The organism is Pseudomonas sp. VD-NE ins (assembly GCF_031882575.1).
In the GTDB taxonomy this organism is placed as follows: domain Bacteria; phylum Pseudomonadota; class Gammaproteobacteria; order Pseudomonadales; family Pseudomonadaceae; genus Aquipseudomonas; species Aquipseudomonas fluorescens_BZ.
Genome location: NZ_CP134772.1, coordinates 6358766 through 6383275, shown reverse-complemented (window position 1 = coordinate 6383275; position 24510 = coordinate 6358766). Strand labels below are relative to the sequence as shown.

General features: G+C 60.6%; 25 protein-coding genes. 15 read left to right on the top strand and 10 right to left on the bottom strand.

Annotated features, from left to right (window positions below; translation table 11 throughout):
• Positions 1-130: 130 nt before the first annotated feature.
• Both RMV17_RS28600 and RMV17_RS28595 read right to left on the bottom strand, forming a co-directional pair.
• The gene (locus RMV17_RS28600) at positions 131-376 is read right to left on the bottom strand and encodes a TIGR02647 family protein (protein ID WP_008084565.1); all 246 of its coding nucleotides are present in this window, start codon (positions 374-376) and stop codon (positions 131-133) included.
• A 260-nt stretch (positions 377-636) separates the two neighbouring features.
• On the bottom strand, positions 637-921 hold the full coding sequence (locus RMV17_RS28595; RefSeq protein WP_007911108.1) for a hypothetical protein: 285 nt from the start codon (positions 919-921) through the stop codon (positions 637-639).
• A gap of 123 nt (positions 922-1044) precedes the next feature.
• On the opposite strand from RMV17_RS28595, the gene RMV17_RS28590 reads away from it, so the two are divergent.
• The gene (locus RMV17_RS28590) at positions 1045-1704 is read left to right on the top strand and encodes a glutathione S-transferase (RefSeq protein WP_311884250.1); all 660 of its coding nucleotides are present in this window, start codon (positions 1045-1047) and stop codon (positions 1702-1704) included.
• Between the two features lie 120 nt (positions 1705-1824).
• Here the strand turns inward: RMV17_RS28590 and argH are convergent, their stop codons facing one another.
• Complete coding sequence (gene argH / locus RMV17_RS28585; protein WP_311884248.1) at positions 1825-3219, bottom strand: argininosuccinate lyase; 1395 nt, start codon at positions 3217-3219, stop codon at positions 1825-1827.
• Positions 3220-3689: 470 nt separating this feature from the next.
• Between argH and RMV17_RS28580 the strand changes: the two genes are divergently transcribed.
• The 7 genes from RMV17_RS28580 (at position 3690) to RMV17_RS28550 (ending at position 10079) form a co-directional block, all read left to right on the top strand.
• On the top strand, positions 3690-4436 hold the full coding sequence (locus RMV17_RS28580; protein ID WP_007911111.1) for a LytR/AlgR family response regulator transcription factor: 747 nt from the start codon (positions 3690-3692) through the stop codon (positions 4434-4436).
• Between the two features lie 137 nt (positions 4437-4573).
• Positions 4574-5515, top strand: a complete 942-nt coding sequence (gene hemC / locus RMV17_RS28575) for a hydroxymethylbilane synthase (protein ID WP_311884246.1) — start codon at positions 4574-4576, stop codon at positions 5513-5515.
• Complete coding sequence (locus tag RMV17_RS28570; protein ID WP_311884244.1) at positions 5512-6273, top strand: uroporphyrinogen-III synthase; 762 nt, start codon at positions 5512-5514, stop codon at positions 6271-6273. Before hemC ends, RMV17_RS28570 begins: the two co-directional genes overlap by 4 nt.
• 16 nt (positions 6274-6289) lie before the next feature.
• The gene (locus tag RMV17_RS28565; protein WP_311884242.1) at positions 6290-7432 is read left to right on the top strand and encodes a uroporphyrinogen-III C-methyltransferase; all 1143 of its coding nucleotides are present in this window, start codon (positions 6290-6292) and stop codon (positions 7430-7432) included.
• Positions 7429-8667 carry a heme biosynthesis protein HemY gene (locus tag RMV17_RS28560; protein WP_311884240.1) on the top strand — a complete coding sequence of 413 codons (1239 nt, stop codon included), beginning with the start codon at positions 7429-7431 and terminating at the stop codon, positions 8665-8667. Before RMV17_RS28565 ends, RMV17_RS28560 begins: the two co-directional genes overlap by 4 nt.
• Before the next feature lie 218 nt (positions 8668-8885).
• Positions 8886-9437: a disulfide bond formation protein B gene (locus RMV17_RS28555; RefSeq protein WP_034152022.1), complete on the top strand. Its 552-nt coding sequence runs from the start codon at positions 8886-8888 to the stop codon at positions 9435-9437.
• A 183-nt stretch (positions 9438-9620) separates the two neighbouring features.
• Positions 9621-10079 carry an Rsd/AlgQ family anti-sigma factor gene (locus tag RMV17_RS28550; protein WP_034152021.1) on the top strand — a complete coding sequence of 153 codons (459 nt, stop codon included), beginning with the start codon at positions 9621-9623 and terminating at the stop codon, positions 10077-10079.
• A gap of 59 nt (positions 10080-10138) precedes the next feature.
• On the opposite strand, the gene RMV17_RS28545 is transcribed toward RMV17_RS28550, so the two are convergent.
• The gene (locus RMV17_RS28545) at positions 10139-10804 is read right to left on the bottom strand and encodes an FKBP-type peptidyl-prolyl cis-trans isomerase (protein ID WP_034152020.1); all 666 of its coding nucleotides are present in this window, start codon (positions 10802-10804) and stop codon (positions 10139-10141) included.
• Between the two features lie 192 nt (positions 10805-10996).
• Here RMV17_RS28545 and RMV17_RS28540 point away from each other — a divergent pair, with 192 nt between their 5' ends.
• Entirely contained in the window at positions 10997-12205 is a 1209-nt protein-coding gene (locus RMV17_RS28540) for an AlgP family protein (protein ID WP_311884237.1), read from the top strand.
• Here the strand turns inward: RMV17_RS28540 and RMV17_RS28535 are convergent.
• Positions 12202-12663: a TIGR02444 family protein gene (locus RMV17_RS28535; protein ID WP_034152018.1), complete on the bottom strand. Its 462-nt coding sequence runs from the start codon at positions 12661-12663 to the stop codon at positions 12202-12204. The genes RMV17_RS28540 and RMV17_RS28535 overlap by 4 nt on opposite strands.
• Positions 12664-12713: 50 nt before the next feature.
• On the opposite strand from RMV17_RS28535, the gene abc-f reads away from it, so the two are divergent.
• The 3 genes from abc-f (at position 12714) to rhtB (ending at position 15959) form a co-directional block, all read left to right on the top strand.
• The gene (gene abc-f, locus RMV17_RS28530; RefSeq protein WP_311884234.1) at positions 12714-14624 is read left to right on the top strand and encodes a ribosomal protection-like ABC-F family protein; all 1911 of its coding nucleotides are present in this window, start codon (positions 12714-12716) and stop codon (positions 14622-14624) included.
• Positions 14624-15205 (top strand): mechanosensitive ion channel family protein, encoded by a 582-nt coding sequence (locus RMV17_RS28525; protein WP_034152016.1) that lies wholly within the window; start codon positions 14624-14626, stop codon positions 15203-15205. Before abc-f ends, RMV17_RS28525 begins: the two co-directional genes overlap by 1 nt.
• A gap of 121 nt (positions 15206-15326) precedes the next feature.
• Positions 15327-15959, top strand: a complete 633-nt coding sequence (gene rhtB, locus RMV17_RS28520) for a homoserine/homoserine lactone efflux protein (RefSeq protein ID WP_311884232.1) — start codon at positions 15327-15329, stop codon at positions 15957-15959.
• A 113-nt stretch (positions 15960-16072) separates the two neighbouring features.
• Here rhtB and RMV17_RS28515 read toward each other — a convergent pair whose 3' ends face one another.
• The 5 genes from RMV17_RS28515 to RMV17_RS28495 all read right to left on the bottom strand — a co-directional run bounded on the left by RMV17_RS28515 (position 16073) and on the right by RMV17_RS28495 (position 20842).
• Positions 16073-16816: a penicillin-binding protein activator LpoB gene (locus tag RMV17_RS28515; RefSeq protein ID WP_311884230.1), complete on the bottom strand. Its 744-nt coding sequence runs from the start codon at positions 16814-16816 to the stop codon at positions 16073-16075.
• A 3-nt stretch (positions 16817-16819) separates the two neighbouring features.
• Complete coding sequence (lpoB, locus tag RMV17_RS28510; RefSeq protein ID WP_016772610.1) at positions 16820-17407, bottom strand: penicillin-binding protein activator LpoB; 588 nt, start codon at positions 17405-17407, stop codon at positions 16820-16822.
• A 36-nt stretch (positions 17408-17443) separates the two neighbouring features.
• Complete coding sequence (locus tag RMV17_RS28505; protein ID WP_311884228.1) at positions 17444-17818, bottom strand: YcfL family protein; 375 nt, start codon at positions 17816-17818, stop codon at positions 17444-17446.
• A 15-nt stretch (positions 17819-17833) separates the two neighbouring features.
• Positions 17834-19228, bottom strand: a complete 1395-nt coding sequence (locus RMV17_RS28500; RefSeq protein WP_034152013.1) for a COG3014 family protein — start codon at positions 19226-19228, stop codon at positions 17834-17836.
• A 189-nt stretch (positions 19229-19417) separates the two neighbouring features.
• The gene (locus tag RMV17_RS28495; protein WP_311884224.1) at positions 19418-20842 is read right to left on the bottom strand and encodes a hypothetical protein; all 1425 of its coding nucleotides are present in this window, start codon (positions 20840-20842) and stop codon (positions 19418-19420) included.
• Positions 20843-20972: 130 nt separating this feature from the next.
• On the opposite strand from RMV17_RS28495, the gene RMV17_RS28490 reads away from it, so the two are divergent.
• The 3 genes from RMV17_RS28490 to RMV17_RS28480 all read left to right on the top strand — a co-directional run bounded on the left by RMV17_RS28490 (position 20973) and on the right by RMV17_RS28480 (position 24405).
• Positions 20973-21872 (top strand): LysR family transcriptional regulator, encoded by a 900-nt coding sequence (locus tag RMV17_RS28490; RefSeq protein WP_034152011.1) that lies wholly within the window; start codon positions 20973-20975, stop codon positions 21870-21872.
• 75 nt (positions 21873-21947) lie between these two features.
• Positions 21948-23843, top strand: a complete 1896-nt coding sequence (locus tag RMV17_RS28485) for an FTR1 family protein (RefSeq protein ID WP_311884222.1) — start codon at positions 21948-21950, stop codon at positions 23841-23843.
• A 106-nt stretch (positions 23844-23949) separates the two neighbouring features.
• Positions 23950-24405 carry a YaiI/YqxD family protein gene (locus tag RMV17_RS28480; RefSeq protein ID WP_034152009.1) on the top strand — a complete coding sequence of 152 codons (456 nt, stop codon included), beginning with the start codon at positions 23950-23952 and terminating at the stop codon, positions 24403-24405.
• The last annotated feature ends 105 nt before the right edge of the window (positions 24406-24510 follow it).

The following is a 24510-nucleotide window of genomic DNA, read 5'->3' as shown; positions in this document are numbered from 1 at the left end:
CAGTTTAGCCTTTGCGCAGCGGGACTTTTAAGCTGAATTTGTTTTTTGACGTCAGATTTTTATCGCGGATGACCGGGCAGGCCCGCGGAAATCCCGTGGCAGGAGTTCCCGTGGGCGAAGTCAGGGGGAATCAGGCGGTTTCCTGCTCTCTCAGAATGGTCAGCACGGTCTGCACGTTTTGTGCGGCATCGCGACCGAGGCTGGTCAGATACCCGCCATCTGGCTGGTCGGTCAGGTCTTTTTCAAAGAGGCGTTTGGCGGCAGAAATATGTTTCGGGGCAGCGGTCTGATGAATTTTCAAACCTTCCTGGGAACTGTCCAGGGGAAAGAGTGCGAGGACTTCCAGTTCGGCAACCAACTCAGGGGTAAGCGACATAAGGACTCCAGACTTTCTAGGAATTGGACGACAGCGTCCCTAAGGTGAACCCGCTTTTGCGGCATGTCCAGTGCTCAGATCAGGGATTTTGTCTTGAGGCGGATTCCAGTGTAGTCGGGGCTTAGGCGCAGGGCCGATAGATGGGTGACAAATTGTGTGGGAGCGAGCTTGCTCGCGAAAGCGATGTGTCATTTAGCTTTTTTTTTGCTGATGCACGGCATTCGCGAGCAGGCTCGCTCCCACAGGGGGATGTGTTTGGCTTACTGCTTTTCGGGTGGCAGCTCAGGCAATGCACGCAGCGCCGCTTCGTACCATTCGGTATTGAACGCGCGGTCTTCATCAAGCATCGCGTCAATCTCGTAGGCCAGCACATGCGCCATCAGGTTGAGGATCTCTTCGCGCTCCACACCCACCAGGGTCAGCTTGTTGAAAGTCGCTTTGGCCGCTGGCGGGTTGTCGCTTTCGATCTGGTTCTCGATGGCTTCGATCAACGTAGCCTCGGTGAACTCTTCTTCGTCGTTGTCGATGTCTGTCGGCTCGCTCATGGCAGGCTCCTCATGGAAAGGCGCCAGTTTACCCGCATTCAGCGGGGTGATGCTGCTGGCGCGATTCGCCTGCACGATCTATAAACACGCACTGCCCACCCCGCACGGCCTGGAGGCTATGTGATGCTCAAGCTCTACGGATTCTCAGTCAGCAACTACTACAACATGGTCAAACTGGCGCTGCTGGAAAAAGGCCTGCCGTTCGAAGAGGTCACGTTCTACCCGACGCAGACACCCGAGTCTCTGGCCATCAGCCCACGCGGCAAAGTGCCGGTGCTCGGTGTAGACGCCGGTTTTATCAACGAAACCGCGATCATCCTCGAATACCTCGAACAGACCCAGAAAGGCACGCCGCTGCTGCCGAGCGATCCGTTCGAACGCGCGCAGGTGCTGGCGATTGCCAAGGAAATCGAGCTGTACATCGAACTGCCGGGCCGCGCTTGTTATGGCGAAGCGTTCTTCGGCATGACCCTGCCGGACGCGATCAAGGAAAAGACCAAAACCGAATTGCTGCTGGGTTTTGCCGCACTGGGCCGGCACGGCAAATTCGCCCCATACGTGGCGGGCGACAGCCTGAGCATTGCCGATTTGTATTTCCTCTACAGCGTGCCGCTGGCCTGTGCGGTCGGGCAGAAGCTGTTCGGGATTGATTTGCTGGCGGAGTTGCCGCAGGCGAAGGCGCTGCTGGAGCGGCTGGAGCAGAATCCGCATGTGCAGAAGATTGCGGCGGACAAAGAAGCGGCGATGCCGGCGTTTTTGGCGATGATCGCTGCCAAGAAATAAGGTTTTGTAGCGTTTTGAAGTCAGTCATCGCTGGCAAGCCAGCTCCCACAAGGTTTTGTTGTGACACAAACATGTGTGTTCGACGCAGAACCTGTGAGAGTTGACTTGTCAGCGATGCTTTTAGCGGTTGGCGATCAGCGCCTGACCGCGCACCACCGCTGCCTTGACCTGCGCCGGCGCAGTGCCGCCGATATGGTCACGGGCATTCACCGAGCCTTCCAGGGTCAGCACGGCAAACACATCCTGCTCAATCTGGTCGCTGAACTGACGCAGTTCTTCCAGGCTCATCTCGGCCAGATCCTTACCAGTGTCAACGCCGTATTTAACGGCGTGGCCAACGATTTCGTGGCAGTCACGGAACGGCAGACCACGGCGTACCAGGTAGTCCGCCAGATCGGTCGCGGTGGAGAAACCACGCAGCGCCGCTTCACGCATGATCGCGTGCTTTGGCTTGATCGCCGGGATCATGTCGGCAAAGGCCCGCAGCGAGTCGCGCAGGGTATCGGCGGCGTCGAACAGCGGCTCTTTGTCTTCCTGGTTGTCCTTGTTGTAGGCCAGCGGTTGGCCTTTCATCAAAGTCAGCAGGCCCATCAGTGCGCCGAACACACGGCCGGTCTTGCCGCGTACCAGCTCTGGCACGTCGGGATTTTTCTTTTGCGGCATGATCGAGCTGCCGGTGCAGAAGCGGTCCGGCAGATCGATGAACTGGAATTGCGCGCTGGTCCACAGCACCAGTTCTTCGGAGAAACGCGACAAGTGCATCATCGCGATGCTCGCGGCCGAGCAGAATTCGATGGCGAAGTCACGATCGGAAACGTTGTCCAGCGAGTTGCCGCCGACGGCGTCGAAGCCCAGCAGTTGCGCAGTGTATTCGCGGTCGATCGGGTAGGTGGTGCCGGCCAGCGCGGCGCTGCCCAATGGCATGCGGTTGGTGCGCTTGCGGCAGTCGACCAGACGCTCGTAGTCGCGGCTGAGCATTTCGAACCAGGCCAGCATGTGGTGCCCGAAGGTCACTGGCTGCGCGGTCTGCAAGTGAGTGAAGCCGGGCATGATGCTCGCCGCTTCGCGCTCGGCTTGCTCCAGCAAGCCCTTCTGCAGGCGGGTGATCTCGGCGAGGATCAGGTCGATCTCGTCACGCAGCCACAGGCGGATGTCGGTGGCAACCTGGTCGTTACGGCTACGGCCAGTGTGCAGCTTTTTACCGGTGACGCCGATGCGGTCGGTCAGGCGCGCTTCGATGTTCATGTGCACGTCTTCGAGGTCGATGCGCCAGTCGAACTGGCCGGCCTCGATTTCGCCCTGAATGGTCTTCAGGCCATCGATGATGCTGTCGCGCTCGGCATCGGTCAGTACGCCGACCTTGGCCAGCATGGTGGCGTGGGCAATCGAACCCATGATGTCGTGGCGATACAGGCGCTGGTCGAAAGTGACGGAGGCGGTGAAGCGGGCGACGAAGGCGTCGACGGGTTCACTGAAGCGGCCGCCCCAGGACTGATTGGTCTTGTCAGTGCTCATGAATTCGCTCGTATCGGCTTGAAGAAAGAAGGCGTGAAACGCTGGCGCGGATAATAACAGGGTTGCCAATCCTGTCGCTGACACTGGTCGATACGTTTTTTTCTCATTGTGTACGTCATAGTCGGCGCTGGCCCCGGGAGTTTTGCGCAACGATATTTTTCGATTGAGCAATATCGGCCCGGCGAGCGTCTACAGTTGGACATAAGGGTCGGTGTGACTTGGATCGGGCAAAGATCTGGCCGCCGACTATAAGAAGAGGGGGTGGGTGTTTTGTCCTTTGGCAAACCCCGTGAGAAACGCAGGAAACAGCGGGCTTTGAGCAGTACGACCCGGACACTGGCAAATATTGCTGGCCGACGTACGGCACTTTTTGGCGCTCGGGCTAGTCTTAGCGTGGATCGCGGTGACGGACGTCACTTCACCTGTCTACGCTATCCTTGTGCGAGACTCACGCAGGAATCCAGCGCAATATGAATGTCCTGATCGTTGATGACGAACCACTGGCTCGCGAGCGCCTCAGCCGAATGGTGAGCGAGCTCGAGGGTTATACAGTTCTGGAGCCCAGCGCCACGAATGGCGAAGAGGCGTTGGCACTGATCGACAGCCACAAACCGGATATCGTGCTGCTCGATATCCGCATGCCAGGCCTCGATGGCCTGCAGGTCGCTGCCCGTCTGTGCGAACGCGAAACGCCGCCGGCCGTGGTGTTTTGCACCAGCCCCGATGAATTTGCCGTGGAAGCCCTGCAGGCCAGCGCCGTGGGCTATGTGGTGAAACCCGTGCGAACCGAACATCTGCATGACGCCCTGAAACGGGCTGAACGTCCCAACCGGGCGCAACTCTCGGCCTTGACCCGTCCCGCTGCCGAAAGCGGCACCGGCCCACGCAGCCATATCAGCGCCCGCACCCGCAAAGGCATCGAACTGATCCCGCTGGATCAGGTGGTCTATTTCATCGCCGATCACAAATACGTGACCCTGCGTCACGAGGCCGGCGAGGTGCTGCTTGACGAACCGCTCAAAGCCCTTGAAGACGAGTTCGGCGAACGCTTCGTGCGTATCCACCGCAACGCGCTGGTCGCCCGCGATCGTATCGAGCGGCTGCAACGTACGCCGCTGGGGCATTTCCAGCTGTTCCTCAAAGGTCTCAATGGTGATGCGCTGATCGTCAGCCGTCGGCATGTGGCCGGTGTGCGCAAGATGATGCAGGGGCTGTAACCCGGTCATTCCGGGCGGCTCCTCTTTCCTTTACCAGGCATTGCCGGCCAGGGAGGCCGCGCCGACTCTGATTCAAGTCAAAGTGGATTTGGCTGAGCTGTTATTATCCGCCGTATCTATTCAGTACGGATTGATCCATGTCCTCTCGCGAAATCCGCATCGCCACCCGTAAAAGTGCGCTGGCCCTCTGGCAGGCCGAATACGTCAAAGCCCGTCTGGAAGCGGCCCATCCGGGCCTGCTGGTGACGCTGGTGCCCATGGTCAGTCGCGGCGACAAGCTGCTTGATTCGCCACTGTCGAAGATTGGCGGTAAAGGCCTGTTCGTCAAGGAGCTGGAAACCGCGCTGCTGGAAAATGAAGCCGACATCGCCGTGCACTCGATGAAAGACGTGCCGATGGACTTCCCTGAAGGTCTCGGTCTGTTCTGCATCTGCGAGCGCGAAGACCCGCGTGATGCCTTCGTTTCCAATACCTATGCAAGCCTTGAGGCGTTGCCTGCCGGCGCCATTGTCGGCACCTCCAGCCTGCGTCGCCAGGCGCAACTGCTGACGCGCCGCCCGGACCTGGAAATCCGCTTCCTGCGCGGTAACGTCAACACCCGTCTGGCCAAGCTTGATGCTGGCGAGTACGACGCGATCATCCTTGCGGCGGCCGGTCTGATCCGTCTTGGTTTTGAAGACCGCATCACCTCCGCGATCAGCGTCGATGACAGCCTGCCGGCTGGTGGCCAGGGCGCGGTCGGCATCGAATGCCGCAGCGCCGACACTGAAATCCACGCCTTGCTTGCTCCTCTGCATCATGCCGATACCTCTTCGCGGGTGACCGCCGAACGTGCCCTCAACAAACATTTGAATGGCGGCTGCCAAGTGCCGATCGCTTGCTACGCCGTGCTCGAAGGCGAGCAGTTGTGGTTGCGTGGTCTGGTCGGTGAACCGAGCGGTGGCAAGCTGCTCAGCGCCGAAGCTCGCGCGCCCCGTGCCGATGCCGAAGCATTGGGCGTGAAGGTGGCCGAAGATCTGCTCAGCCAGGGCGCCAACGAAATTCTCAAAGCGGTCTATGGCGAGGCAGGTCACGAGTGACTGCTTGGCGCCTGCTGCTGACGCGCCCTGCAGAAGACTGTGCGGCGCTGGCCGAGACGTTGGCCGGGCAGGGGATTTTCAGCAGTTGCCTGCCGCTTTTGGAAATTGCCCCGCTACCGGTCTCTGACAAAATACGTCAGGCGATTGCGCAGTTGCCGAGCTGCAACGCGGTGATCGTGGTCAGCAAACCGGCGGCACGCATTGCATTGGATTTGCTCGACGGCTCACCTGCACTGACGATGCCGTGGTTCAGCGTCGGTGCGGCAACCGCGCAGATTCTTCGCGATCACGGCCTCGACGTCAGCTTCCCGGCTGACGGCGATGACAGCGAAGCCTTGCTGCAATTGCCGCGTCTGCGTGAGGCGCTCAGCCAGCCCGGTGCGCAGGTGTTGATCCTGCGCGGGGAGGGCGGGCGTGAACTGCTCGCCGAGCGTTTGCGTGAGCTAGGTGCTAGTGTCGAGTATCTGGAATTGTATCGACGCGACCTGCCAGCCTATGCCCCGGATGAGCTGCCACGGCGGATCGCAGCGGAACGCTTGAACGGGCTGGTGGTCAGCAGTGGACAGGGTTTCGAGCACCTGCGCCAAATGGCCGGCGATGCCTGGCCGACCATCGCGCCGTTGCCGTTGTTTGTACCAAGCCCAAGAGTCGCCGAGCTGGCACGTGCCGCCGGGGCTCAAACAGTTGTGGATTGCCGCGGCGCGAGTGCCGCGGCTTTGCTGACGGCGTTACGGGAGCATCCCGAACCCGTTTTCTAATGCAAAGGATGGATACGTGAGCGAAACAGCCTTGCCAAAAGATGACGTCCAGCCTGTGATTGAACCCCAGGTTGAAACTCCACCGCCGGCCAAAGAGCCGCGCCGAGGCAATGGACTGGCCATCGTCGCTTTGTTGCTCGGCGCTGCCGGCGTCGCGATCGGTGGCTGGGGTGTCTGGCAGGTCCGTCACCTGCAGACCAACACTCAGCAGCAATCCGGTGAAGTGCAGGCATTGAACGATCAGGCGCAGAGTCTGAAGCTCAATGAACAGCGTCTGACCGAGCGCCTCGCGCAGTTGCCGGGTGCCGACGAACTTGCCGAGCGCCAGCGTCTGGTGACGCAACTCCAGGGCGATCAACAGCGCCTCAATCAACGTCTGGAAACGGTGCTGGGCGCCAGCCGCAAGGACTGGCGACTTGCCGAGGCCGAACACCTGCTGCGTCTGGCCAGCCTGCGTCTTTCGGCGTTGCAGGACATCAGCAGCGCTCAGGCGCTGGTGCAGGGCGCCGACGAAATCCTCCGTGAGCAAAACGATCCCGGTTCCTTCGCCGCTCGCGAGCAAGTGGCGAAAACCCTGGTGGCGCTGCGCAGCACTGCACAACCGGATCGCACCGGTCTGTTCCTGCGTCTCGGCGCATTGCGTGATCAGGTCATCGACCTCACCGAGTTGGCGCCGGAGTACAAGGATCGCGGCGAGTCGCTGCTGGGCCTGACTGCTGACGGTGATGGCTCCAGTCGTTGGGCGCAGTGGTGGGATCAGGTCTCGCGCTACATCCGTATCGATTTCAATGCCGACAAGAATGTGCGGCCGCTGCTGGCCGGGCAGAGTCTGAGTCAGGTGCGTCTGGCCCTGAGCCTTGCCCTTGAACAGGCGCAGTGGGCAGCCCTCAACGGTCAGGCGCCGGTCTACACCCAGGCGCTGGCCGAGGCGCGCGATGTGCTCAAGGGCAATTTCAACCCGGACAATCCGCAAAGCAAAGTGATGCTCGAACAGGTTGGCGAGTTGAGCAAGGAACCGGTCACGGTCGCCACGCCGGATCTGGCTGGCACGCTGAGTGCGGTGCAAGCCTATCTTGAGCGGCGCAACGTCAACGCCGAAGAGTCGGTGAAACCTTTCGCCAAGCCTGCCGCCAACACCGCGCAGGAGACCACGCCATGAAACGCCTGTATGTGATCGTGTTTCTGGTGATCGCGGCGACGGCGGCACTGGGGCTGGCGATTGCCGAGCATTCCGGTTACGTGCTGGTGGCCTACAAGAGCTTCCGTTACGAGTCGAGTCTGTGGGCGACGCTGGCGGTGATCGTGGTGTTGTGGCTGCTGATCTGGGGCATCAAGGCACTGGTCGAATTGGTCATGACTTCCAGTGGTGTGGTTAACCCATGGTCGCGGCGCAACCGCAGTCGGCGCGTGCAGGTGGCGATCGAGCACGGTCAACTGGATCTGGCCGAAGGTCGCTGGGCCAGCGCTCAGCGTCACCTGTCTCGAGCGGCTGAAGCCGAACGCCAGCCGTTGCTCTATTACCTCGGTGCCGCCCGCGCGGCCAACGAGCAAGGTCTTTACGAAGAGTGCGATCGTTTGCTGGAGCGCGCGCTCGAGCGCCAGCCCCAGGCGGAACTGGCCATCGCTCTGAGCCATGCGCAGTTGCAGACTGACCGTGGCGACACCGACGGTGCCTTGGTGACCCTGCAAGCGATGCACGAACGCCATCCACATAACGCGCAGACGTTGCGCCAGTTGCAGCGCTTGTATCAGCAGCGCGGCGAATGGTCGGCGGTGATTCGTTTACTCCCTGAGTTACGCAAGGACAAAATCCTGCCGCGCGCCGAGCTGGCAGAACTTGAGCGCCGCGCCTGGGGTGAAAACCTGTCGCTGGCCGCACAGCGTGAAGAGGATGGGAGTGTTGGTTTGCAGTCGCTCACGCGCGCTTGGGAGCAGCTCACCTCGGCGCAACGTCAGGAGCCACCGCTGGTGCTGGCGTACGCCGAACAGTTGCGGCAGTTGGGTGCTCAGGTCGAAGCGGAAGAAGTACTGCGCACTGCCCTCAAACGCAAGTACGACAGCCATCTGGCCCGTCTCTACGGTCTGGTGCGGGGCAGCGATCCGGCCCGCCAGTTGCAAACCGCCGAAGGCTGGTTGAAGGATCATCCGAACGATCCGAGCTTGCTGTTGACCCTCGGCCGACTGTGTCTGCAGACCAGTCTGTGGGGCAAGGCGCGGGATTATCTGGAAAGCAGCCTGCGTGTGCAGCGCAATCCTGAGGCCTGTGCGGAACTGGCGCGGCTGCTCGCCCAGTTGGGCGATACCGAGCGCAGCAATCAGTTGTTTCAGGAAGGCCTCGGCTTACTGGACGAGCGCCTGCTGGCCGCGCCGTTGCCGGTGCCCGTTCACGCCTGAAGTGGCGAGGGAGTTCGCTCCCTCGTTTACCTTTTGTGGCTGAAAATTCAACTTCAGTGGTAGTCCGGGGACAAATCCTACAGCTGACTACACCGATTCCTCTTGATCCTGTCGGGTTTTCCCTACACCTCTGGTGAACTGTCGGCAGGGCCTCGCCTTGAAAGGCTGACACGCTTTCCTCTACCGTAACCGTCTGTCTCTACTGTTACGGAAATGCCATGTCGTTGGCCTGCTCACGCTCCTTGTTCTTCATGGCTTTCACTGCGGGGGCCTTTGCTCTGGGAGCTTCCTATTATCTTGAATATGCTGTCGGTCTGACGCCGTGCAGTCTGTGCCTGGTGCAGCGCCTGTTCCTTACGCTGCTGTGCGTCTGCAGTGGTCTGGCGGCGGTGCACGGCCCCAAGCGTGTCGGCTTGTGGTTCTACTGGCTATTGACCCTGGGGGCGAGCCTGGGAGGCACCACGGCTGCCTGGCGGCAGGTACTGATACAGAGTGACCCCGTGTTGCAATTGCTCAATTGCGCGCCGGTCCCAGAGAGATTATTGGGTGGCCTGCCGTGGATCTGCGCGCTGCAAGGGATGTTTATCGGCGGCGCCGATTGTGCGGAAATTTCCTGGACGCTGTTCGACCTGAGCATCCCGGAGTGGAGCCTGCTGTTCTTTGTCGCGGTGTCGATTCTGGCGGTGTATCAATTGTTGCGGCTGGTCTGGAGTGCCCTGCAGCGCCCACTCAGCGGCGAAGCGTCGCACCCGATGCTGCTGCGGGATTAAACACTTGTATGAACTTTATCTCCTGCGTACCTTGAAGCCATAGGCGCGCGGGCATAATCTGGCCCGCACGTGTCATTGGATTTATGTTGCTCGATGACGCTCTGCCCGGCCGGCCCCCAAGCCAAAATCAAAAGAGGGGCGCGGGTGTAGAGCAGCATGACCCACAAGGGAAGAGAGATCGCCATGCTCGAAAGTTGTCAGAATGCTCAGGAACGTTGGGGTGGAGTTCATCTGCTGATCGACCGCTGGTTGCAAGAGCGTGAAGAGCTGATCGGTGCCTACGACAAACTCGGTGCACAGCCTGAGTCGCTGTCCGAGAGCCGCAAGCCTCTGCAGGAATTCTGCGGTGTGCTGGTTGATTATGTCTCGGCCGGGCACTTCGAAATCTACGAACAGCTGACTGGCGAAGCCAAGGCGTTCGGTGATACGCGTGGTCTGGAACTCGCCGAGACGATCTATCCGCGCATCGACGTCATCACCGAGAAGCTGCTCGCCTTCAACGATCTGTGCGATGAAGGCAAATGCGTCGCCGAGAAGTTCAAGGAACTCGGTGGTCTGCTGCACGAGCGCTTCGAGCTTGAGGACTGTCTGATTGAAGTGCTGCACACAGCACACAAGGAAGAAGATCCGGTTCAGGCCTGATCCCGAACCCTGATCAAAAAAACGGTGCGCCCGAAAGCGCACCGTTTTTTATTGCCCGATCAACTCGTCGCGCCACGCAATTCCACTTCAAACACCAGCGGTGTGAACGGGGCAATCAGGTCGCCGGCACCGTCGGCGCCATAGGCCTGATCCGATGGAATGACCAGACGCCATTTCGCGCCCACTGGCATGTTCTGCAACGCGGTACGCCAGCCGGCAATCACGCTGTCGAGATTGAACCATTGCGGCTGAGTGTTCTGATCGAACACAGTGCCGTCCGGCAACCGCCCGACATACAGCACCTGCACTTTTCCATCGGGGCCGGCCTTGGCGCCAGTGCCTGGTGTGAGCTCGGTGAGCAGGATGCCGTCGGCCAACTCCTTCACGCCCGGTCTGGCTTTTTCAGCGGTGAGAAAACGCTGTTCGTTTTCCATCGCCGCATCGCTCGACGGCTGTGCAGAGTGCTCTGCATTTTGCGCTTCATGATCGGCCAGAATCTGCTCGATACGTGCTTCACTCAGCGCCAGCGGTTTGCCTTGATAGGCTTGCTGCAAGCCATCGACCAGCGCCTGAATCTGCAGTTGCGGGACTTCCTGGCGCAGCCGTTCACCGAGGCTGGCACCAAGGCTGTAGGCCAGATCGTGAGCATCGTTCGCGTTGTTTTTTTCGTCAGCGTGGGCGGCCGAAAAAACCATGCAGAGGGATAAAAAAAAGTAGCGCGACATGGGCACACTCCGTCCTGAGATGCGGTGGATTATGCCAGCGCGAACGTCTGCAACGGTGAACTGCTTTTGACTTCGCGCAGAACATTTTCGATTCGGTGCAACGCAACGCAATCGATACTGTCAAGATGCCCTAGCGGCGGTAACTGCAGAGGTCTAGTATGAGCCGCACTCACGTCAGCCAGGAGGTAAACCATGTCGGCCACCAAGAAGCCTGTAAATACTCCGTTGCACTTACTCCAACAACTCTCGGGCAGCTTGCTCGAGCATCTGGAAAACGCTTGCTCCCAAGCCTTGGCTGATGCTGAAAAACTGCTCGCCAAACTGGAAAAGCAACGCGGCAAGGCGCAAGAAAAACTGCACAAGTCCCGCACCAAATTGCAGGACGCAGCTGCCGCCGGTAAAGCCAAGGCACAGACCAAAGCCAAGGGCGCAGTGAAAGAACTGGAAGACCTGCTCGATGCCTTGAAGGAACGCCAGTCCGACACCCGCAGCTACATTCTGCAACTCAAGCGCGATGCCCAGGAAAGCCTGAAACTGGCTCAGGGTGTTGGTCGCGTTCAAGAAGCCGTGGGCAAAGTATTGTCCACCCGCGCAGCCAAACCGGCAGCGGCACCGGCGAAGAAAGCAGCTGCCAAACCTGCTGCTGCAAAAGCACCAGCGAAAACCGCAGCGGCCAAGCCTGCTGCAAAAGCTGCTGCTAAAACCGCTGCCAAGCCAGCTGCAAAAACACCGGTGAAAGCCGCTGCAAAACCAGCTGCCAAAGCGGCCGCAAAACCTGCCGCGAAGAAACCTGCTGCGGCGAGCGCTGCAAAACCAGCGGCTAAAACCACGGCGGCAAAACCTGCTGCGCGTACTGCCGCTGCCAAGCCGGCTACCCGTGCCGCCGCTGCTAAACCAGCCGCCAAACCAGCTGCAGCAAAAGCTGCTCCAGCGAAAACCGCCGCTGCCAAACCGGCCGCTAAACCTGCTGCCAAGGCTGCCGCAAAACCTGCCGCTAAAACTGCTGCTGCAAAACCAGCTGCCAAGACTGCCGCTAAACCAGCTGCCGCCAAACCTGCTGCAAAAGCACCAGCAAAAGCTGCTGCCAAACCAGCCGTGAATGCCGCCGCCAAACCGGCAGCCAAGCCAGCCGCTGCTGCCAAACCAGCGACTGCTGCTGCCAAGCCTGTTGCTGCAAAACCAGCCGCCAAGCCCGCTGCAAAACCAGCCGTTAAAAAGCCAGCCGCTGCCAAACCAGCTGCCGCTAAACCGGCTACCGCGCCTGCCGCTAAGCCTGCCGCACCGGCAGCGTCGGCTGCGCCATCGGCACCTGCTCCAGCCGCGACTACCTCGACGCCATCGACTGCGCCATCGCCAGCCGCTGTGTCGAGCACCAGCAACAACCCAACCAGCGCTTCCTAACCGCCGGTTGCCGCGACGCGCAGCACTTGCAGCGCGTCGCGGTTCGGGCTGGCCGCCGTGCCGGCCAATTCTTCCAGCCAGGTCTGCGAGCCTGCGTCGTTTTGCATCCACTCCTGTGCCACACCCTCAAGCCGTGACAGCAACGCTCGTTCAGCTTCAAGCTCGAGTGATTTGATCTGCTCGCGCATGCCTTTCAACACCGCGTCATCCACCGCCCGCGTTTTCCATTGCATGCGCAATGTTCGCAGTGGCTGCACCACGTCGATATCCCACGGTTCGGTCAGCGCCTGAAGCTGCCTTACGCGTTGTTCGTCGCAGGTTGCGCCACGTTGCTCCAGCCATAAACCGCACAGCAGCAGGCACACATTCGCGCCCGCCGTTTGCAGTCGCAGGCAGGCGTCTTCCACACCCGGGCGGGCGTAGGTGGCAAGGGAAAAGCTCCACAGGTCAGAGGACATCGTGCTACTCGCGCCAGTTGTGAGCGAAGCTGGTAGACTCCGCCGCCATTATGATCCGACTTCAGAACCTGACTTTACAGCGTGGCCCGCAACGTCTGCTAGAAGACGCCGAGCTGACCCTGCACGCCGGCCACAAAGCCGGCCTCATCGGTGCCAACGGCGCCGGCAAATCGAGCCTGTTCGCCCTGATTCGGGGTGAGCTGCACCCCGACTCGGGTGATTGCTTCCTGCCGGCCGATTGGCGCATCGCCCACATGCGCCAGGAAATCGAGACACTCGAGCGTCTTGCCGTCGACTATGTGCTCGATGGCGACTTGCGTCTACGCGAGGTGCAACGTGACCTCGCCGCCGCCGAAGCGGCGCACGACGGTGCCGCTCAGGCCCGTCTGCATTCCGAACTCGACAGCGCCGACGGTTACACCGCCGATGCGCGGGCGCGCAAATTGCTCGCCGGTCTCGGCTTCACCAACGAGCAGATGGATCGCCAGGTCGGCGATTTCTCCGGTGGCTGGCGGATGCGTCTGAATCTGGCGCAAGCGTTGATGTGTCCGTCGGACTTGTTGTTGCTCGACGAACCGACCAACCACTTGGACCTCGACGCGATCATCTGGCTCGAAGAGTGGCTGAAAAGCTACCCGGGTACCTTGCTGCTGATTTCCCACGACCGCGATTTCCTCGACGAAGTCGTCGATCACGTCGCGCATGTCGATCAGCGCAAAATCACCCTGTATCGCGGCGGCTACACCGCGTTCGAACGCGCCCGTGCCGAACGTCTGGCCCAGCAACAACAGGCCTACGAGAAGCAGCAGGCGCAACGTGCGCACATGGAAAGCTACATCGCCCGTTTCAAGGCCCAGGCCACCAAGGCCCGTCAGGCGCAGAGCCGGATCAAGGCACTGGAACGGATGGAAGAGCTGTCGGCGGCCCACGTCGATTCGCCGTTCGACTTCGTCTTCCGCGAGTCGACCAAGATCTCCAGCCCGCTGATCGACCTGTCGGATGCGCGTCTGGGCTATGGCGACAAAACCATCCTCGAGAAGGTCAAGTTGCAACTGACCCCGGGCGCGCGGATCGGCCTGCTCGGTCCGAACGGCGCGGGTAAATCGACGCTGATCAAGAACCTCGCTGGCGAGCTGTCACCGATCGCTGGGCGCCTGACCCGTGGCGAGAACACCGTGGTCGGCTACTTCGCTCAGCATCAGCTCGATTCGCTGGATGCCAAGGCCAGCCCGTTGCTGCACTTGCAGCGTCTGGCGCCGACCGAGCGTGAGCAGACCCTGCGTGATTTCCTCGGTGGTTTCGACTTCCGGGGTGCACGCATCGACGAGCCAGTACTGAATTTCTCCGGTGGCGAAAAAGCGCGTCTGGCCCTGGCGTTGATCGCCTGGGAACGGCCGAACCTGTTGCTGCTCGACGAACCGACCAACCACCTCGACCTGGAAATGCGCCTGGCGCTGACCATGGCGCTGCAGGAATTCAGCGGCGCGGTGCTGGTGGTGTCTCACGATCGACACTTGCTCAAGAGCACCACCGACAACTTCTACCTGGTCGCTGATGGCAAGGTCGAAGAGTTCGATGGCGACCTCGAAGACTACGCGCGCTGGCTGGTGGAGTACCGTCAGCGCAATGCACCGGTCAGTAACACCCCGGTGAATCCGGACAAGACCGACAAGAAGGCCCAGCGTCAAGCCGCGGCTGCGTTACGTCAGCAACTGGCACCGCACAAGCGTGAGGCCGACAAGCTCGAAGCCGAGCTGGGCAAGCTTCACGAGAAACTGGCCAAGGTCGACGCCAGCCTCGGCGACAGCGACATCTACGAGCCGGCGCGCAAAAATGAATTGCGTGATCTGCTCGCCGAACAGGCCAAGCTGAAGGTTCGTGAAGGCGAGCTGGAAGAGGCGTGGATGGAAGCCCTCGAGACGCTGGAAAGCATGCAAGCGGAGCTGGAGGCGCTGTCCTGATGGAAGCGTTCAAGCTGCCGCTACCGGCGGTGTGGGTCGAGCCGATCTGGTTTACGCTGCAGATTCTGCTGATTCTGCTGGCCGGTTACCTCACTCAGCGCTTCGTCGCCAAAGGCCTGACCCGGTTGGGTGAGCGCTATCCGTTTCCGCCGCAATTGTTGATGCCGCTGCGCGGCGTGTTGCGCTGGCTGATCATGGGCAGTGCGCTGATTTTCGTATTGGAACGCCTCGGCGTTTCGGCCACTGTGTTGTGGACGGCGCTGTCAGGGTTCGTTGCGGTGGCAGCGGTGGCGTTCTTTGCGATGTGGAGCGTGCTGTCGAACCTGCTCTGCGCGATTCTGATCTTCACGGTCGGGCCATTTCGGTTGGGCGATATCGTCGAGCTGGTGGACACCACCGACAAGCCAGGCGTCAAAGGCCGGGTGGTGGCGATCAATCTGCTCTACACGACGTTGATCGAGGCTGAAGAGCTGGGGACCGGCAGCGCCATGGTGCAGGTGCCGAACAGCTTGTTCTTCCAGCGCTCGGTGCGGCGTTGGCGCGGGACGGATGTGTTTCCGTCGAGCGGTTTCGAGAAGTAGATTTTCCAAGCAAGATCAAAAGATCGTCCGATCGCGGCCCGAGCCTTCGGACGATCTTTTGCTTTTAGCCCCAAACCGCATTAGCTTTGACAACTTGTTACGGCATGAGTCGAGGTGTGCGATGGAGCTTCAAACATGGCTGGCGTTTTTTGCCGCCTGCTGGGTGATCAGTCTGTCCCCGGGTGCTGGCGCCATTGCGTCGATGTCCAGCGGTCTGCAATACGGGTTCTGGCGCGGTTACTGGAACGCCCTCGGCTTGCAAATCGGTCTGGCGGTGCAGATTGCGATTGTCGGCGCCGGTGTTGGCGCGATCCTCACCGCTTCGGCCACGGCCTTCCACGCGATCAAATGGTTTGGTGTGGCTTACCTCGTGTATCTGGCCATCAAGCAATGGCGCGCGCTGCCCATGGACATGAGCGATGACGCCGCGGTACGCCCGATCGGCAAGCCGTTGGCGCTGGTGTTCCGCGGCTTTCTGGTAAACATCAGCAACCCCAAGGCTCTGGTGTTCATGCTGGCGGTGCTGCCGCAGTTCATCAATCCGCATGCGCCGCTGTTGATTCAGTACGTGGTGATCGGCGTGACCATGGTTTGTGTCGACCTGATCGTCATGGCGGGCTACACCGGTCTGGCGTCGAAGGTGTTGCGTCTGTTGCGCACCCCGCAGCAGCAGAAGCGCATGAACCGCACGTTTGCCGGGCTATTCATCGGTGCGGCGGCGTTTATGGCAACGTTGCGTAAAGCGGCGACGTAAACATCGCGGGCACAAAAAAGGCGACCTTTGCAGGTCGCCTTTTTTTGGCTGGGACGCAGAGCGTCCCGGGATGCATTCCCACGCGGAGCATGGGAATGATCAGTGGCCCTTCATCAGCGCAAGATCACCGGCGCGGTATCACGCGGCAGGTTGTTGCGCTGCGGTGCTTCACGCGGCTGCTCGTAACCGCCACCACCGAGCTGCATGCTCAGTTGCCCGGCCACGTCTTCGCCCAAGGCCTTCGACACGTCACGCACCACCCGTGGGCGGTTCAGCGAGATCTTGATGTCGCGGTGGTTCACCAGTTTGGTGTCCTGCGCTTCGCCCATCGCCGTGAAGGCCGAGGTGATTTCGAAGGTCTTGGTGTTGATCAGGCTGAAGTCCGCCACCAACGTCAGGCCCAGCACCGCCGAATAGCTGTCGGTGTTCGCCAGCTCGTTGACGTCCTGAGTGAAGTCGATGTCCGACACCGTACCAAACAGCACATAGTCGGCGCCTTTGAAGTTGCCGGCCTTGATGCGCTTGATCACGTCGTAGACGTCACCCTTGGACGACGCGGTGTACGGCGTGCCTTGCACCAGCTGGAACATGCCGGTACGCAGGATTTCACCCTTGATGTCACCGGTGAATTTGCGCAACTCGCCTTGCTCGATATAGCTGGTGCTCGCTTCGATCTCGTTGTAGCTCGACGAGCCGCTGGAGCTGTAGTAACCCTCGCGATGATTGCTCTGGGCCGAAACGATGTGGATGTATTGCTCCACACGTTCCTGATACGCCAGGTCCGTCACCGCGACTTTCGGGGCCGCTTGCACGCTGCACGCGCAAGCCAGGGCCATCATGCCAATCCATGCGCGCATCAATTAACGCTCCGTGGTTTTGCGGATCTCTTTTTCGTCCATCCACTCGGCCAGACCGCTTTCAACGTCGATCAATTGCAGGCTGAATTTGTAGAAGACGTCCTTGTAGTCGCTGCTGCGCTTGACGATCGAGCTGATCGAGCCTTCGATGCGGTACTTGGCGGCAACCATGTTGCCAGTCTTGGCCACGGTGCTCTTCTTGTACAGGCCGCTCTGGTTTTGCAGCTTGAGCTGGTCAACCTGGCTCTGCATGGCGTTGTTGTCGCTGGCGAAGCGCGCTACGCCAGTCTTCATCAGTTGGGTCTTGATGCTGGTGGTGATTTCGCGGGTGTCGATGTACTCGCTGGTCTTGTTCTTCACGTCGTAGACCTGAACCACCGGACGGCCCTGCAGAATGCCGGACTGGGCCAGCGAGCGGGTCATCGACTCGGCGATCATTTGCAGGTCGGTCGAACCGAATTCGTTGGTCACGGTTTCAACCGCTTTGGTGTCGCCGTAGCTGATGTTCTTGCTGCCCAGGGTCGGCGAAGTATTGGCGCAACCGGAGGCCAGCAGGGCGATGACGGCGATGCAGGAAAAGCGTGCAAACATGGGAATGCTCTCTAAATCAGGAATAGGGTGGCAGGCTTACGGCGTCTTGATTTCCAGACGGAAGTCCACGGCTTTCGGGGTTGGGGCGATGCCTTGAATGAAGCTGGTCTGGGCGCCGTACATCATTTGGCTTTTCCACACTTCTTCTTCGGCAATCGGGAAACCTTCCGCGCCGAGCCAGGCGAAGCGGTAGTAGAAAATCTTGTTGCTGTTGAGGGTGTTGCTCAACTGCACGTTGACCGTCATGAAGCCGTTCTCGCGGGCCACGCGCATGGCGCCGACGACGATGTGTTTCTGCGGACCCATGGCCACGACTTTGCTCGGGGCACTGCCCGGCTCTGGCGGTGGCGGGGTGGCGCAGCCGCTCGCCAGCAAGGCGAGGGCGGCAACGGCGATGAGTTTGAAGCGCATGCAAAGACTCCGTTCTTAAGGTTGTTTGAGGCTGGCGACGTTGGTCGCGCCGGCGCTCGGGATGACGTGTGCGGCGAGACCACCGGCGAACACCTGGTTGCCCACGGCGCGCAGAGTGATCACTTGATAACGCTGATCGACAGTGACCTTGACCACCGAACCGCCCACGGCGCTTGGCAGGGTAACCTGATGCTCACCCTTTTTCAGACGCAGACGCACCACTTGGGTGTTGTCCGGCAGGGTGCGCCACGTACGGGTATCGGCACCTTCGAGCACAGCTGAAGAGATACCGACGGCGAGACCGGCCAGCGGGTTGGTTTCGTTGATCTTCTTCTGCGCCACGCCTTTGGTGATCGCCCGCACGGTGGTGCGCAGAATTATCCCCGGCATGTCGTCACGCAGGGCGCGGCGGGACATGGCGGTGGTGCTGTTCAGCGCGGTCAGATCGACTTGCTGACCGTCGACGCCGATCTGCGCGAAAGTCGCCGTGGAGGTGTCCGGTTTGATGATCGGGAACGACAGCGGCGTGATCACCACGTTGTTGGAGATCGGCAATGGCAACGGTACGCGGATCGAGTCGCGTGCCGGCGCCAGACCGCTTTGCACCACGATCAGGATGTCGCTGTCGTCGGACTTGCCCGGCTTGTCGAGGTTGACCAGTGCCTGTTCCAGCAGTGGCGTGTTCGGGCGAAGCTCGGCGGCCTTGCGGTAGCCCGGTGCAGCCAGACCTTTCTCGCCCAGAGCTTCATAGACGAACCCGGACAGGTAATGGCTGAAAGCACTCTGGTAGCTGTTTTTCAGGCCAACCACTTCCGGCGCGTCGAGACTGGCGACCGGATAACCTTGCAGATCCTTGTACTGCGTCTTGATGCCTTCTTTCTCGGCCTCTTCCTCGCTCTTGAGGTATTCCTTGTCACGCAGGTCAGCGATCACCGCTTCACGTTCGTGAGTTTTCTTGATCGCAGTACGTGCACCGTCGAAGTCGTTGACCGCCAGCAGGTTCAGGGCCATCTGCGTGGTCAGCATGACTTTTTCGTAGTCGTAGCCTTCGTAGCGACGCACCTTGTCATTGACAATGAAGCTGCCGAACTGGGCCAGGTACTTGCCGGTGTCGAGCTTGACCGAGTCTTCCCACTGACCGACCACCACATCGGCACTGGTCCAGGCATTCTGGCTGCCGGACAGGTCGCCCTTGGCGCGGAGCAACTCGCCCTTCTCGAAGTAGTAGAGCAGGTCTTTGTCGGGGCCGGTGTTGTTCTTTTCCAGCAGGGTCAGCGCGGCGTCAACGTTGCCGGTGGCCAGTTGCTGGTTGGTCTGTGCCAGTTCGGAATCATAGTTTCGAAACGCTGAACAGCCGGACAGCAAAGTGACGGCGCTGAGCGCGATCAGAGTGGGGGCGCGGAATGCCATGGGGGTACTTCTTCCCTGGAGTAATACAGCCGCGAATGCTGGTCGGGCTGGTGTGACCCATCGGCAGTGGCGCTGGCCTCCTGCCAATTCCTCATAACCTGAGGAGCTTTAATGCCGTTTCGCGATAGCGAGGACGCGGCATTATAAGCGGGTGGTGATGGCTATGTAATAGCTTTTTAATTGCACTGGTTAGTTAGGTGCCATTACTTGTTTCGAGTGGGTTACGTTCTCCGGCAAAGGCGTCGCAGGAGCAACATAGGCCGACCCCACGTAATAGGTCTGATCCCGGAACACGCGCAGATTGAGTATTTGGTGATCCTGATCGACGCGTAAGGTCAGGGGATGACCCGGGGGGTAGAAGGGGACGTCGATCTTGTGCAGGCCCTTTTTCAGGCGCAGACGGGTGACCAGTGTCTTGTCGGGCAGGGCGCGCCAGGTGCGCGTGTCAGCCTCCTCGAGAGGATCCTGCGTTGTCACCACCAATGAAGCCTTGGCAGGGTTGCGCTCGTTTTCCTGTGCCTGGCCGATGGCGGCCATATTGGCGCGGAACATGGCGCGCGAGATGATTCGCGGCATGTCGTCACGCAGTGTTCGCATGGCCATGTCGGTCACGCTGTTGATGACCGTCAACGGCTGCTTACGGCCATCAACCTTCAGGTGATTGAAGGTCGGGGTGACGGCGTCCGGAATCATCACCGGAAAGGATATCGGCGCGACGATGACCAGGTTTTCGTTCAGGCGCACCGGAATCGGCACTTGCACCGAGCTGCGAGCCGGTGCCAGCCCGCTTTGTACAATAATCAGCACGTCACTTTCATCGGCCTTGGCTGCAGGCTTGTCGAGGTTACGCAAAGCGTTCTGCAGAAACGGTATGTCCGGGCGCAGTTCGATGGCTTGGCGATAACCGGGCGCTGCGAGGTCGCGCTCACCCAAGGCTTCGTAGGTGAACCCGGCCAGATAGTGGCTGAACGCACTTTGATAGCCGTTCTTCAGTTCGAGCACCTGTGGCGCATCGAGAATCGCCACCGGATAACCTTGCAGATCTTTGTAACGCAGGGTGATGCCTTGGGTCTTGGCCTGTGCCTGCGCCTCTTCGTATTGCACTTCGCGCTGGCGGGCAATCAGGGCTTCGCGTTCATGGGTCTTCTTGATATCGGCGCGGGCGCCATCGAAATCGTTGACGGATAACTGGTTGAGGGCCATTTGCGTGGTCAGCATGACTTTTTCATAGTCATAGCCTTCGTAGCGCAGCAGCTTGTCGTTGACGAGCATGGTGCCCATTTCATTACCGAACCGAGTCAGCAGCTTCATGGCGCCGGAAGGGTTGGCCTCTTCGCGCTGGAAGATCATGCGGTCGGCGGTGCGCCAATCTGCCTGGCTTTCCGGCAACGCACTGCCGGCGCTGAGAATGGCGCCTCTTTCCAGGTAATACAGCAGATCCTTGTCTTCCCACGGGTTATGCCTTTCCATCAACACCAGCGCACCGTCGAGATTGCCCTGGGTCATCTGATCGGTGGTCTGTTGCATCTCCAGATCGTAATTGCGCAGCGCGGCGCAACCGCTCAGGTGCACGATAGTGCTGAACAGCAGAAATAGCGGCAGGCAAGGGCGCATGGGAGGCGGGGTCTTCCTTGAACGGCAACGGCGGGGGAGTGGCGCATTATAGGGCTGGTTTGCAGCTGCCGGGCGTTATGGATTGCGCTACGCTTGCCCGCTCACTGATCAATCGTACTGCGGAACCTCAATGAACCAACTGCTGGCCATGCGTGCATTTCGTTGCATCGTCGAGTGTCGCGGTTTCACGGCCGCCGCCGAGCGGCTCGACACTACGCACTCGACGATCTCCCGGCAGTTGCAGCAACTGGAAGCCGAGCTCGGCACACGCCTGATCAATCGCAATACCCGGCGCTTCAGCCTGACCACGGCGGGGCAGCAGTATTACGCGGCGTGCGTGGATATTCTCGATCGCCTTGATCAGGCCGCTGTGGCGGTTGGTCAGGCCCATGAAAAACCCAGTGGGGTATTGCGCATCAGTGCGCCGGTGGTCATCGGGACGCTGGAACTGGCGAATTGGCTGCCGGGTTTTCAACAACGCTATCCAGAGATTGAAGTCGATCTGTCCTGTGATGATCGTTTTGTCGATCTGATCGCCGGAGGCTTCGACGCCGCGTTGCGCATTTGCGGGCCGTTGGAGGATTCGTCACTGGTGGCGCGGTTGCTCACGGTTTCGCCGATGCTGCTGGTCGCGTCACCGGCCTATATCGCACGGCACGGTTTGGTACGGCAGGTGCGGGAACTGGCCGGGCATCAATTGCTGGCGTTTGCCGGTGGCAGCGACTGGGCGCTGACCGATGCGCGCGGAGCGACCACGCAGATCCGTGCGACTGGGCGCTTCAAGGCCGACTCAATCAGCTCGCTGCACGCCGCTGCGTTGGCCGGTGTGGGCATCGCCGCGTTCACCCGGGCGACGGTGCAGGATGATCTGTTGAGCGGGCGGCTGGTGCAGATGCTGCCCAATTGCAGCCTCGGTCAGCGGCACTATTACGCGCTGTATCCCCACGCCCGGCATGTGGCGCTCAAGGTCAAAGTGTTCGTTGAGTTCATGGCCGAACACTACCGCAGCGTCACTCCTGGATTGCGCTGAATACCGACAAAGCTTGAGGGAAACGCGTTCGAAGTGAACAATATGTAACTTCGCATTTCCATTTGAGAATTCTTCATGACTGCCTCGTCCCGTTTCCTGGCCTGGCTGGTGTTCCCGCTGTTTGCCCTGAGCAGCTTCAATCTGCTGGCCGATACCGTGGAAGGCGCACCGCAAGCGCTGCACCTGCTCGACTACATCAGCGCCGACTACCCGCCGACGGTGGCGGCGGGCAAGGTTGTCGATGATTCCGAATACCGCGAGCAACTGGAGTTCACGCGGGCGCTGCAAGGCTTGATCGCCGGTATGCCGGCCAAGCCGGAAAAGGCTGCGCTGGAGCAGGGCGTTGAAGCATTGCATGGCGCAATCAGCGCGAAGCAGGATGGCGCCGAAGTGGCCCGTCAGGCGCGCCAACTGGGCGCGCAACTGGCCGTGGCGTATGAAGTCAGCCAGGCACCGATCATCACTCCCGATCCCACCCGGGGTGCGCCGCTCTATGCGCAGAATTGCTCGGTGTGCCACGGCGACAGCGGCGCCGGTGACGGCCCGGCGGGCCTCGGCATGAGCCCGGCACCGGCCAATCTGCGTGATGCGGCGCGGTTGGATCACCTGAGTCTGTACGCGATCTACAACACCCTGGGTCAGGGCGTTGAAGGCACCGACATGCCGGCGTTTGCCGATCAGCTCGATGATCGTCAGCGCTGGGATCTGGCGACTTACATCGCCGGCTTCAGCGCCGATCCGGCGGCGGCCAAGTCCGAGAAAACCTACAACATCGCCGATCTGGCGCGCCAGACTCCGGCCGAAGTGCAGGCCGCTGAAGGCGCGCAAGCGGCGGCGACGTTCCGTGCGCAACGCGCGCAGCCGCCCCAGGTCAAGCGTGGCCCGGCACAGTTGCTCGACTACACCGCGGCAACTCTGGACAAGAGCCTCGCCGCGTATCGCGCTGGCGAACACGATCAGGCCTACGATCTGTCGGTCGCGGCGTATCTGGAAGGCTTCGAACTGGTCGAGAGCTCGCTGGATAACGTCGACGCCAATGTGCGCAAGGACACTGAAAAATCGCTGATGGCGTATCGGCAATCGTTGCAGGACGGCTTACCGGTCGAGCAGGCCGAGCAGCGTCTGGACGCGGCCAAGGCCAAGTTGAAAGACTCTGCCGGGTTGCTCGGCAGTGATGGCTTGAGCTGGTCGCTGAGCTACATCTCCGGACTGCTGATTCTGCTGCGCGAAGGCCTGGAAGCGATTCTGGTGCTGGCGGCGATCCTCGCCTTTTTGCGCAATACCGGCCAGCAATCGGCGGTGCGCAGCGTCAACGTCGGTTGGGGTCTGGCGCTGCTGGCCGGCCTCGGCACCTGGGCGCTGGCGGCATACGTCATCGATGTCAGCGGCTCGCAGCGTGAGCTGCTGGAAGGCGCGACGGCGCTGTTCGCCAGTGTCATGGTCTTGTGGCTCGGCGTGTGGATGCACGACCGTCGCCACGCAGCGGCCTGGCAGGATTACATCAAGAGCAGTCTGGTGGGCGGCGGCGGGCGTTTTGGTTTCGCGATTCTGGCGTTCTTCTCGGTTTATCGTGAGTTGTTCGAAGTGATCCTGTTCTATGAAACCCTGTGGTTGCAGGCCGGCCCGGCCGGGCATGACGCGGTGCTTGCAGGTGGCGCGACGGCACTGGTGCTGCTGGTCGGTCTGGCGTGGGTGATTCTGCGCGGTTCGGCGAAACTGCCGCTGACACTGTTCTTCAGCATCAACGCGGCGCTGTTGTGCGCGCTGTCGGTGGTGTTTGCCGGACATGGCGTGAAGGCGTTGCAGGAAGCCGGGATCTTCGGCACGCGGCCGGTGGCGTTCTTCGAGTTTGATTGGCTGGGGATTCATGCCGATGCCTATTCGCTGACGGCGCAGGCGGTGGCGATTCTGGCGATTGTTGTGTTGTATGGGCGTAGCTGGATGGCGGAGAAGCGGCGGGTAGTTGCTTAACAGCATTCGCTGGGGCTCACATTCGCGAGCAGGCTCGCTCCCACAGGTTTAGCGTTACCCTTGTGGGAGCGAGCCTGCTCGCGAATTGTTTTTGGAGGTTAGAAAAATGCGTGTATGGATCGATGCCGACGCCTGTCCACGGGCGGCGAAGGATCTGGTGGTGAAGTTCGCCCTCAAGCGCCAGTTCGAAGTGGTGCTGGTGGCCGGGCAGCCGCAGATCAAGCCGGGGCTGGCCATCGTCAAGTTGATCGTGGTACCGAGCGGTCCGGATGCGGCGGACGATTATCTGGTCGAGCACGCGGTGCCCGGGGAGTTGGTGATCTGCAGCGATATTCCCCTGGCCGATCGCTTGGTGAAGAAGGGCGTTGCGGCGCTGGATCCGCGCGGCAAGGAGTTCGATGCGCAGAACATGGGCGAGCGGCTGGCCGTGCGCAACCTGTTTACCGATTTGCGTGAGCAAGGCCAGATGAGCGGCGGGCCCGCGCCGTTCGGCGATCGCGAGAAACAGGCGTTTGCCAATGCACTGGATCGGATCCTGACCCGGCTATCGCGCCAGTCTTGAGCGGTACACAAAACCTGTGGGAGCGAGCTTGCTCGCGAAGGCGCCAGATCAGGCAACGCTGTGTTGAATGACACACCGCTTTCGCGAGCAAGCTCGCTCCCACAT

What these genes read in the sequence shown, in the direction of transcription:
- RMV17_RS28540 (WP_311884237.1), top strand. Translation starts at nt 10,997, where the DNA reads ATGTCGGCCACCAAGAAGCCTGTAAATACTCCGTTGCACTTACTCCAA.
- hemC (WP_311884246.1), top strand. Translation starts at nt 4,574, where the DNA reads ATGTCCTCTCGCGAAATCCGCATCGCCACCCGTAAAAGTGCGCTGGCC.
- RMV17_RS28525 (WP_034152016.1), top strand. Translation starts at nt 14,624, where the DNA reads ATGGAAGCGTTCAAGCTGCCGCTACCGGCGGTGTGGGTCGAGCCGATC.
- RMV17_RS28515 (WP_311884230.1), bottom strand. Translation starts at nt 16,816, where the DNA reads ATGCGCGCATGGATTGGCATGATGGCCCTGGCTTGCGCGTGCAGCGTG.
- abc-f (WP_311884234.1), top strand. Translation starts at nt 12,714, where the DNA reads ATGATCCGACTTCAGAACCTGACTTTACAGCGTGGCCCGCAACGTCTG.
- RMV17_RS28595 (WP_007911108.1), bottom strand. Translation starts at nt 921, where the DNA reads ATGAGCGAGCCGACAGACATCGACAACGACGAAGAAGAGTTCACCGAG.
- RMV17_RS28495 (WP_311884224.1), bottom strand. Translation starts at nt 20,842, where the DNA reads ATGCGCCCTTGCCTGCCGCTATTTCTGCTGTTCAGCACTATCGTGCAC.
- RMV17_RS28545 (WP_034152020.1), bottom strand. Translation starts at nt 10,804, where the DNA reads ATGTCGCGCTACTTTTTTTTATCCCTCTGCATGGTTTTTTCGGCCGCC.
- RMV17_RS28505 (WP_311884228.1), bottom strand. Translation starts at nt 17,818, where the DNA reads ATGCGCTTCAAACTCATCGCCGTTGCCGCCCTCGCCTTGCTGGCGAGC.
- RMV17_RS28560 (WP_311884240.1), top strand. Translation starts at nt 7,429, where the DNA reads ATGAAACGCCTGTATGTGATCGTGTTTCTGGTGATCGCGGCGACGGCG.
- RMV17_RS28485 (WP_311884222.1), top strand. Translation starts at nt 21,948, where the DNA reads ATGACTGCCTCGTCCCGTTTCCTGGCCTGGCTGGTGTTCCCGCTGTTT.
- RMV17_RS28580 (WP_007911111.1), top strand. Translation starts at nt 3,690, where the DNA reads ATGAATGTCCTGATCGTTGATGACGAACCACTGGCTCGCGAGCGCCTC.
- RMV17_RS28480 (WP_034152009.1), top strand. Translation starts at nt 23,950, where the DNA reads ATGCGTGTATGGATCGATGCCGACGCCTGTCCACGGGCGGCGAAGGAT.
- RMV17_RS28490 (WP_034152011.1), top strand. Translation starts at nt 20,973, where the DNA reads ATGAACCAACTGCTGGCCATGCGTGCATTTCGTTGCATCGTCGAGTGT.
- RMV17_RS28550 (WP_034152021.1), top strand. Translation starts at nt 9,621, where the DNA reads ATGCTCGAAAGTTGTCAGAATGCTCAGGAACGTTGGGGTGGAGTTCAT.
- RMV17_RS28535 (WP_034152018.1), bottom strand. Translation starts at nt 12,663, where the DNA reads ATGTCCTCTGACCTGTGGAGCTTTTCCCTTGCCACCTACGCCCGCCCG.
- argH (WP_311884248.1), bottom strand. Translation starts at nt 3,219, where the DNA reads ATGAGCACTGACAAGACCAATCAGTCCTGGGGCGGCCGCTTCAGTGAA.
- RMV17_RS28600 (WP_008084565.1), bottom strand. Translation starts at nt 376, where the DNA reads ATGTCGCTTACCCCTGAGTTGGTTGCCGAACTGGAAGTCCTCGCACTC.
- lpoB (WP_016772610.1), bottom strand. Translation starts at nt 17,407, where the DNA reads ATGTTTGCACGCTTTTCCTGCATCGCCGTCATCGCCCTGCTGGCCTCC.
- rhtB (WP_311884232.1), top strand. Translation starts at nt 15,327, where the DNA reads ATGGAGCTTCAAACATGGCTGGCGTTTTTTGCCGCCTGCTGGGTGATC.
- RMV17_RS28590 (WP_311884250.1), top strand. Translation starts at nt 1,045, where the DNA reads ATGCTCAAGCTCTACGGATTCTCAGTCAGCAACTACTACAACATGGTC.
- RMV17_RS28555 (WP_034152022.1), top strand. Translation starts at nt 8,886, where the DNA reads ATGTCGTTGGCCTGCTCACGCTCCTTGTTCTTCATGGCTTTCACTGCG.
- RMV17_RS28500 (WP_034152013.1), bottom strand. Translation starts at nt 19,228, where the DNA reads ATGGCATTCCGCGCCCCCACTCTGATCGCGCTCAGCGCCGTCACTTTG.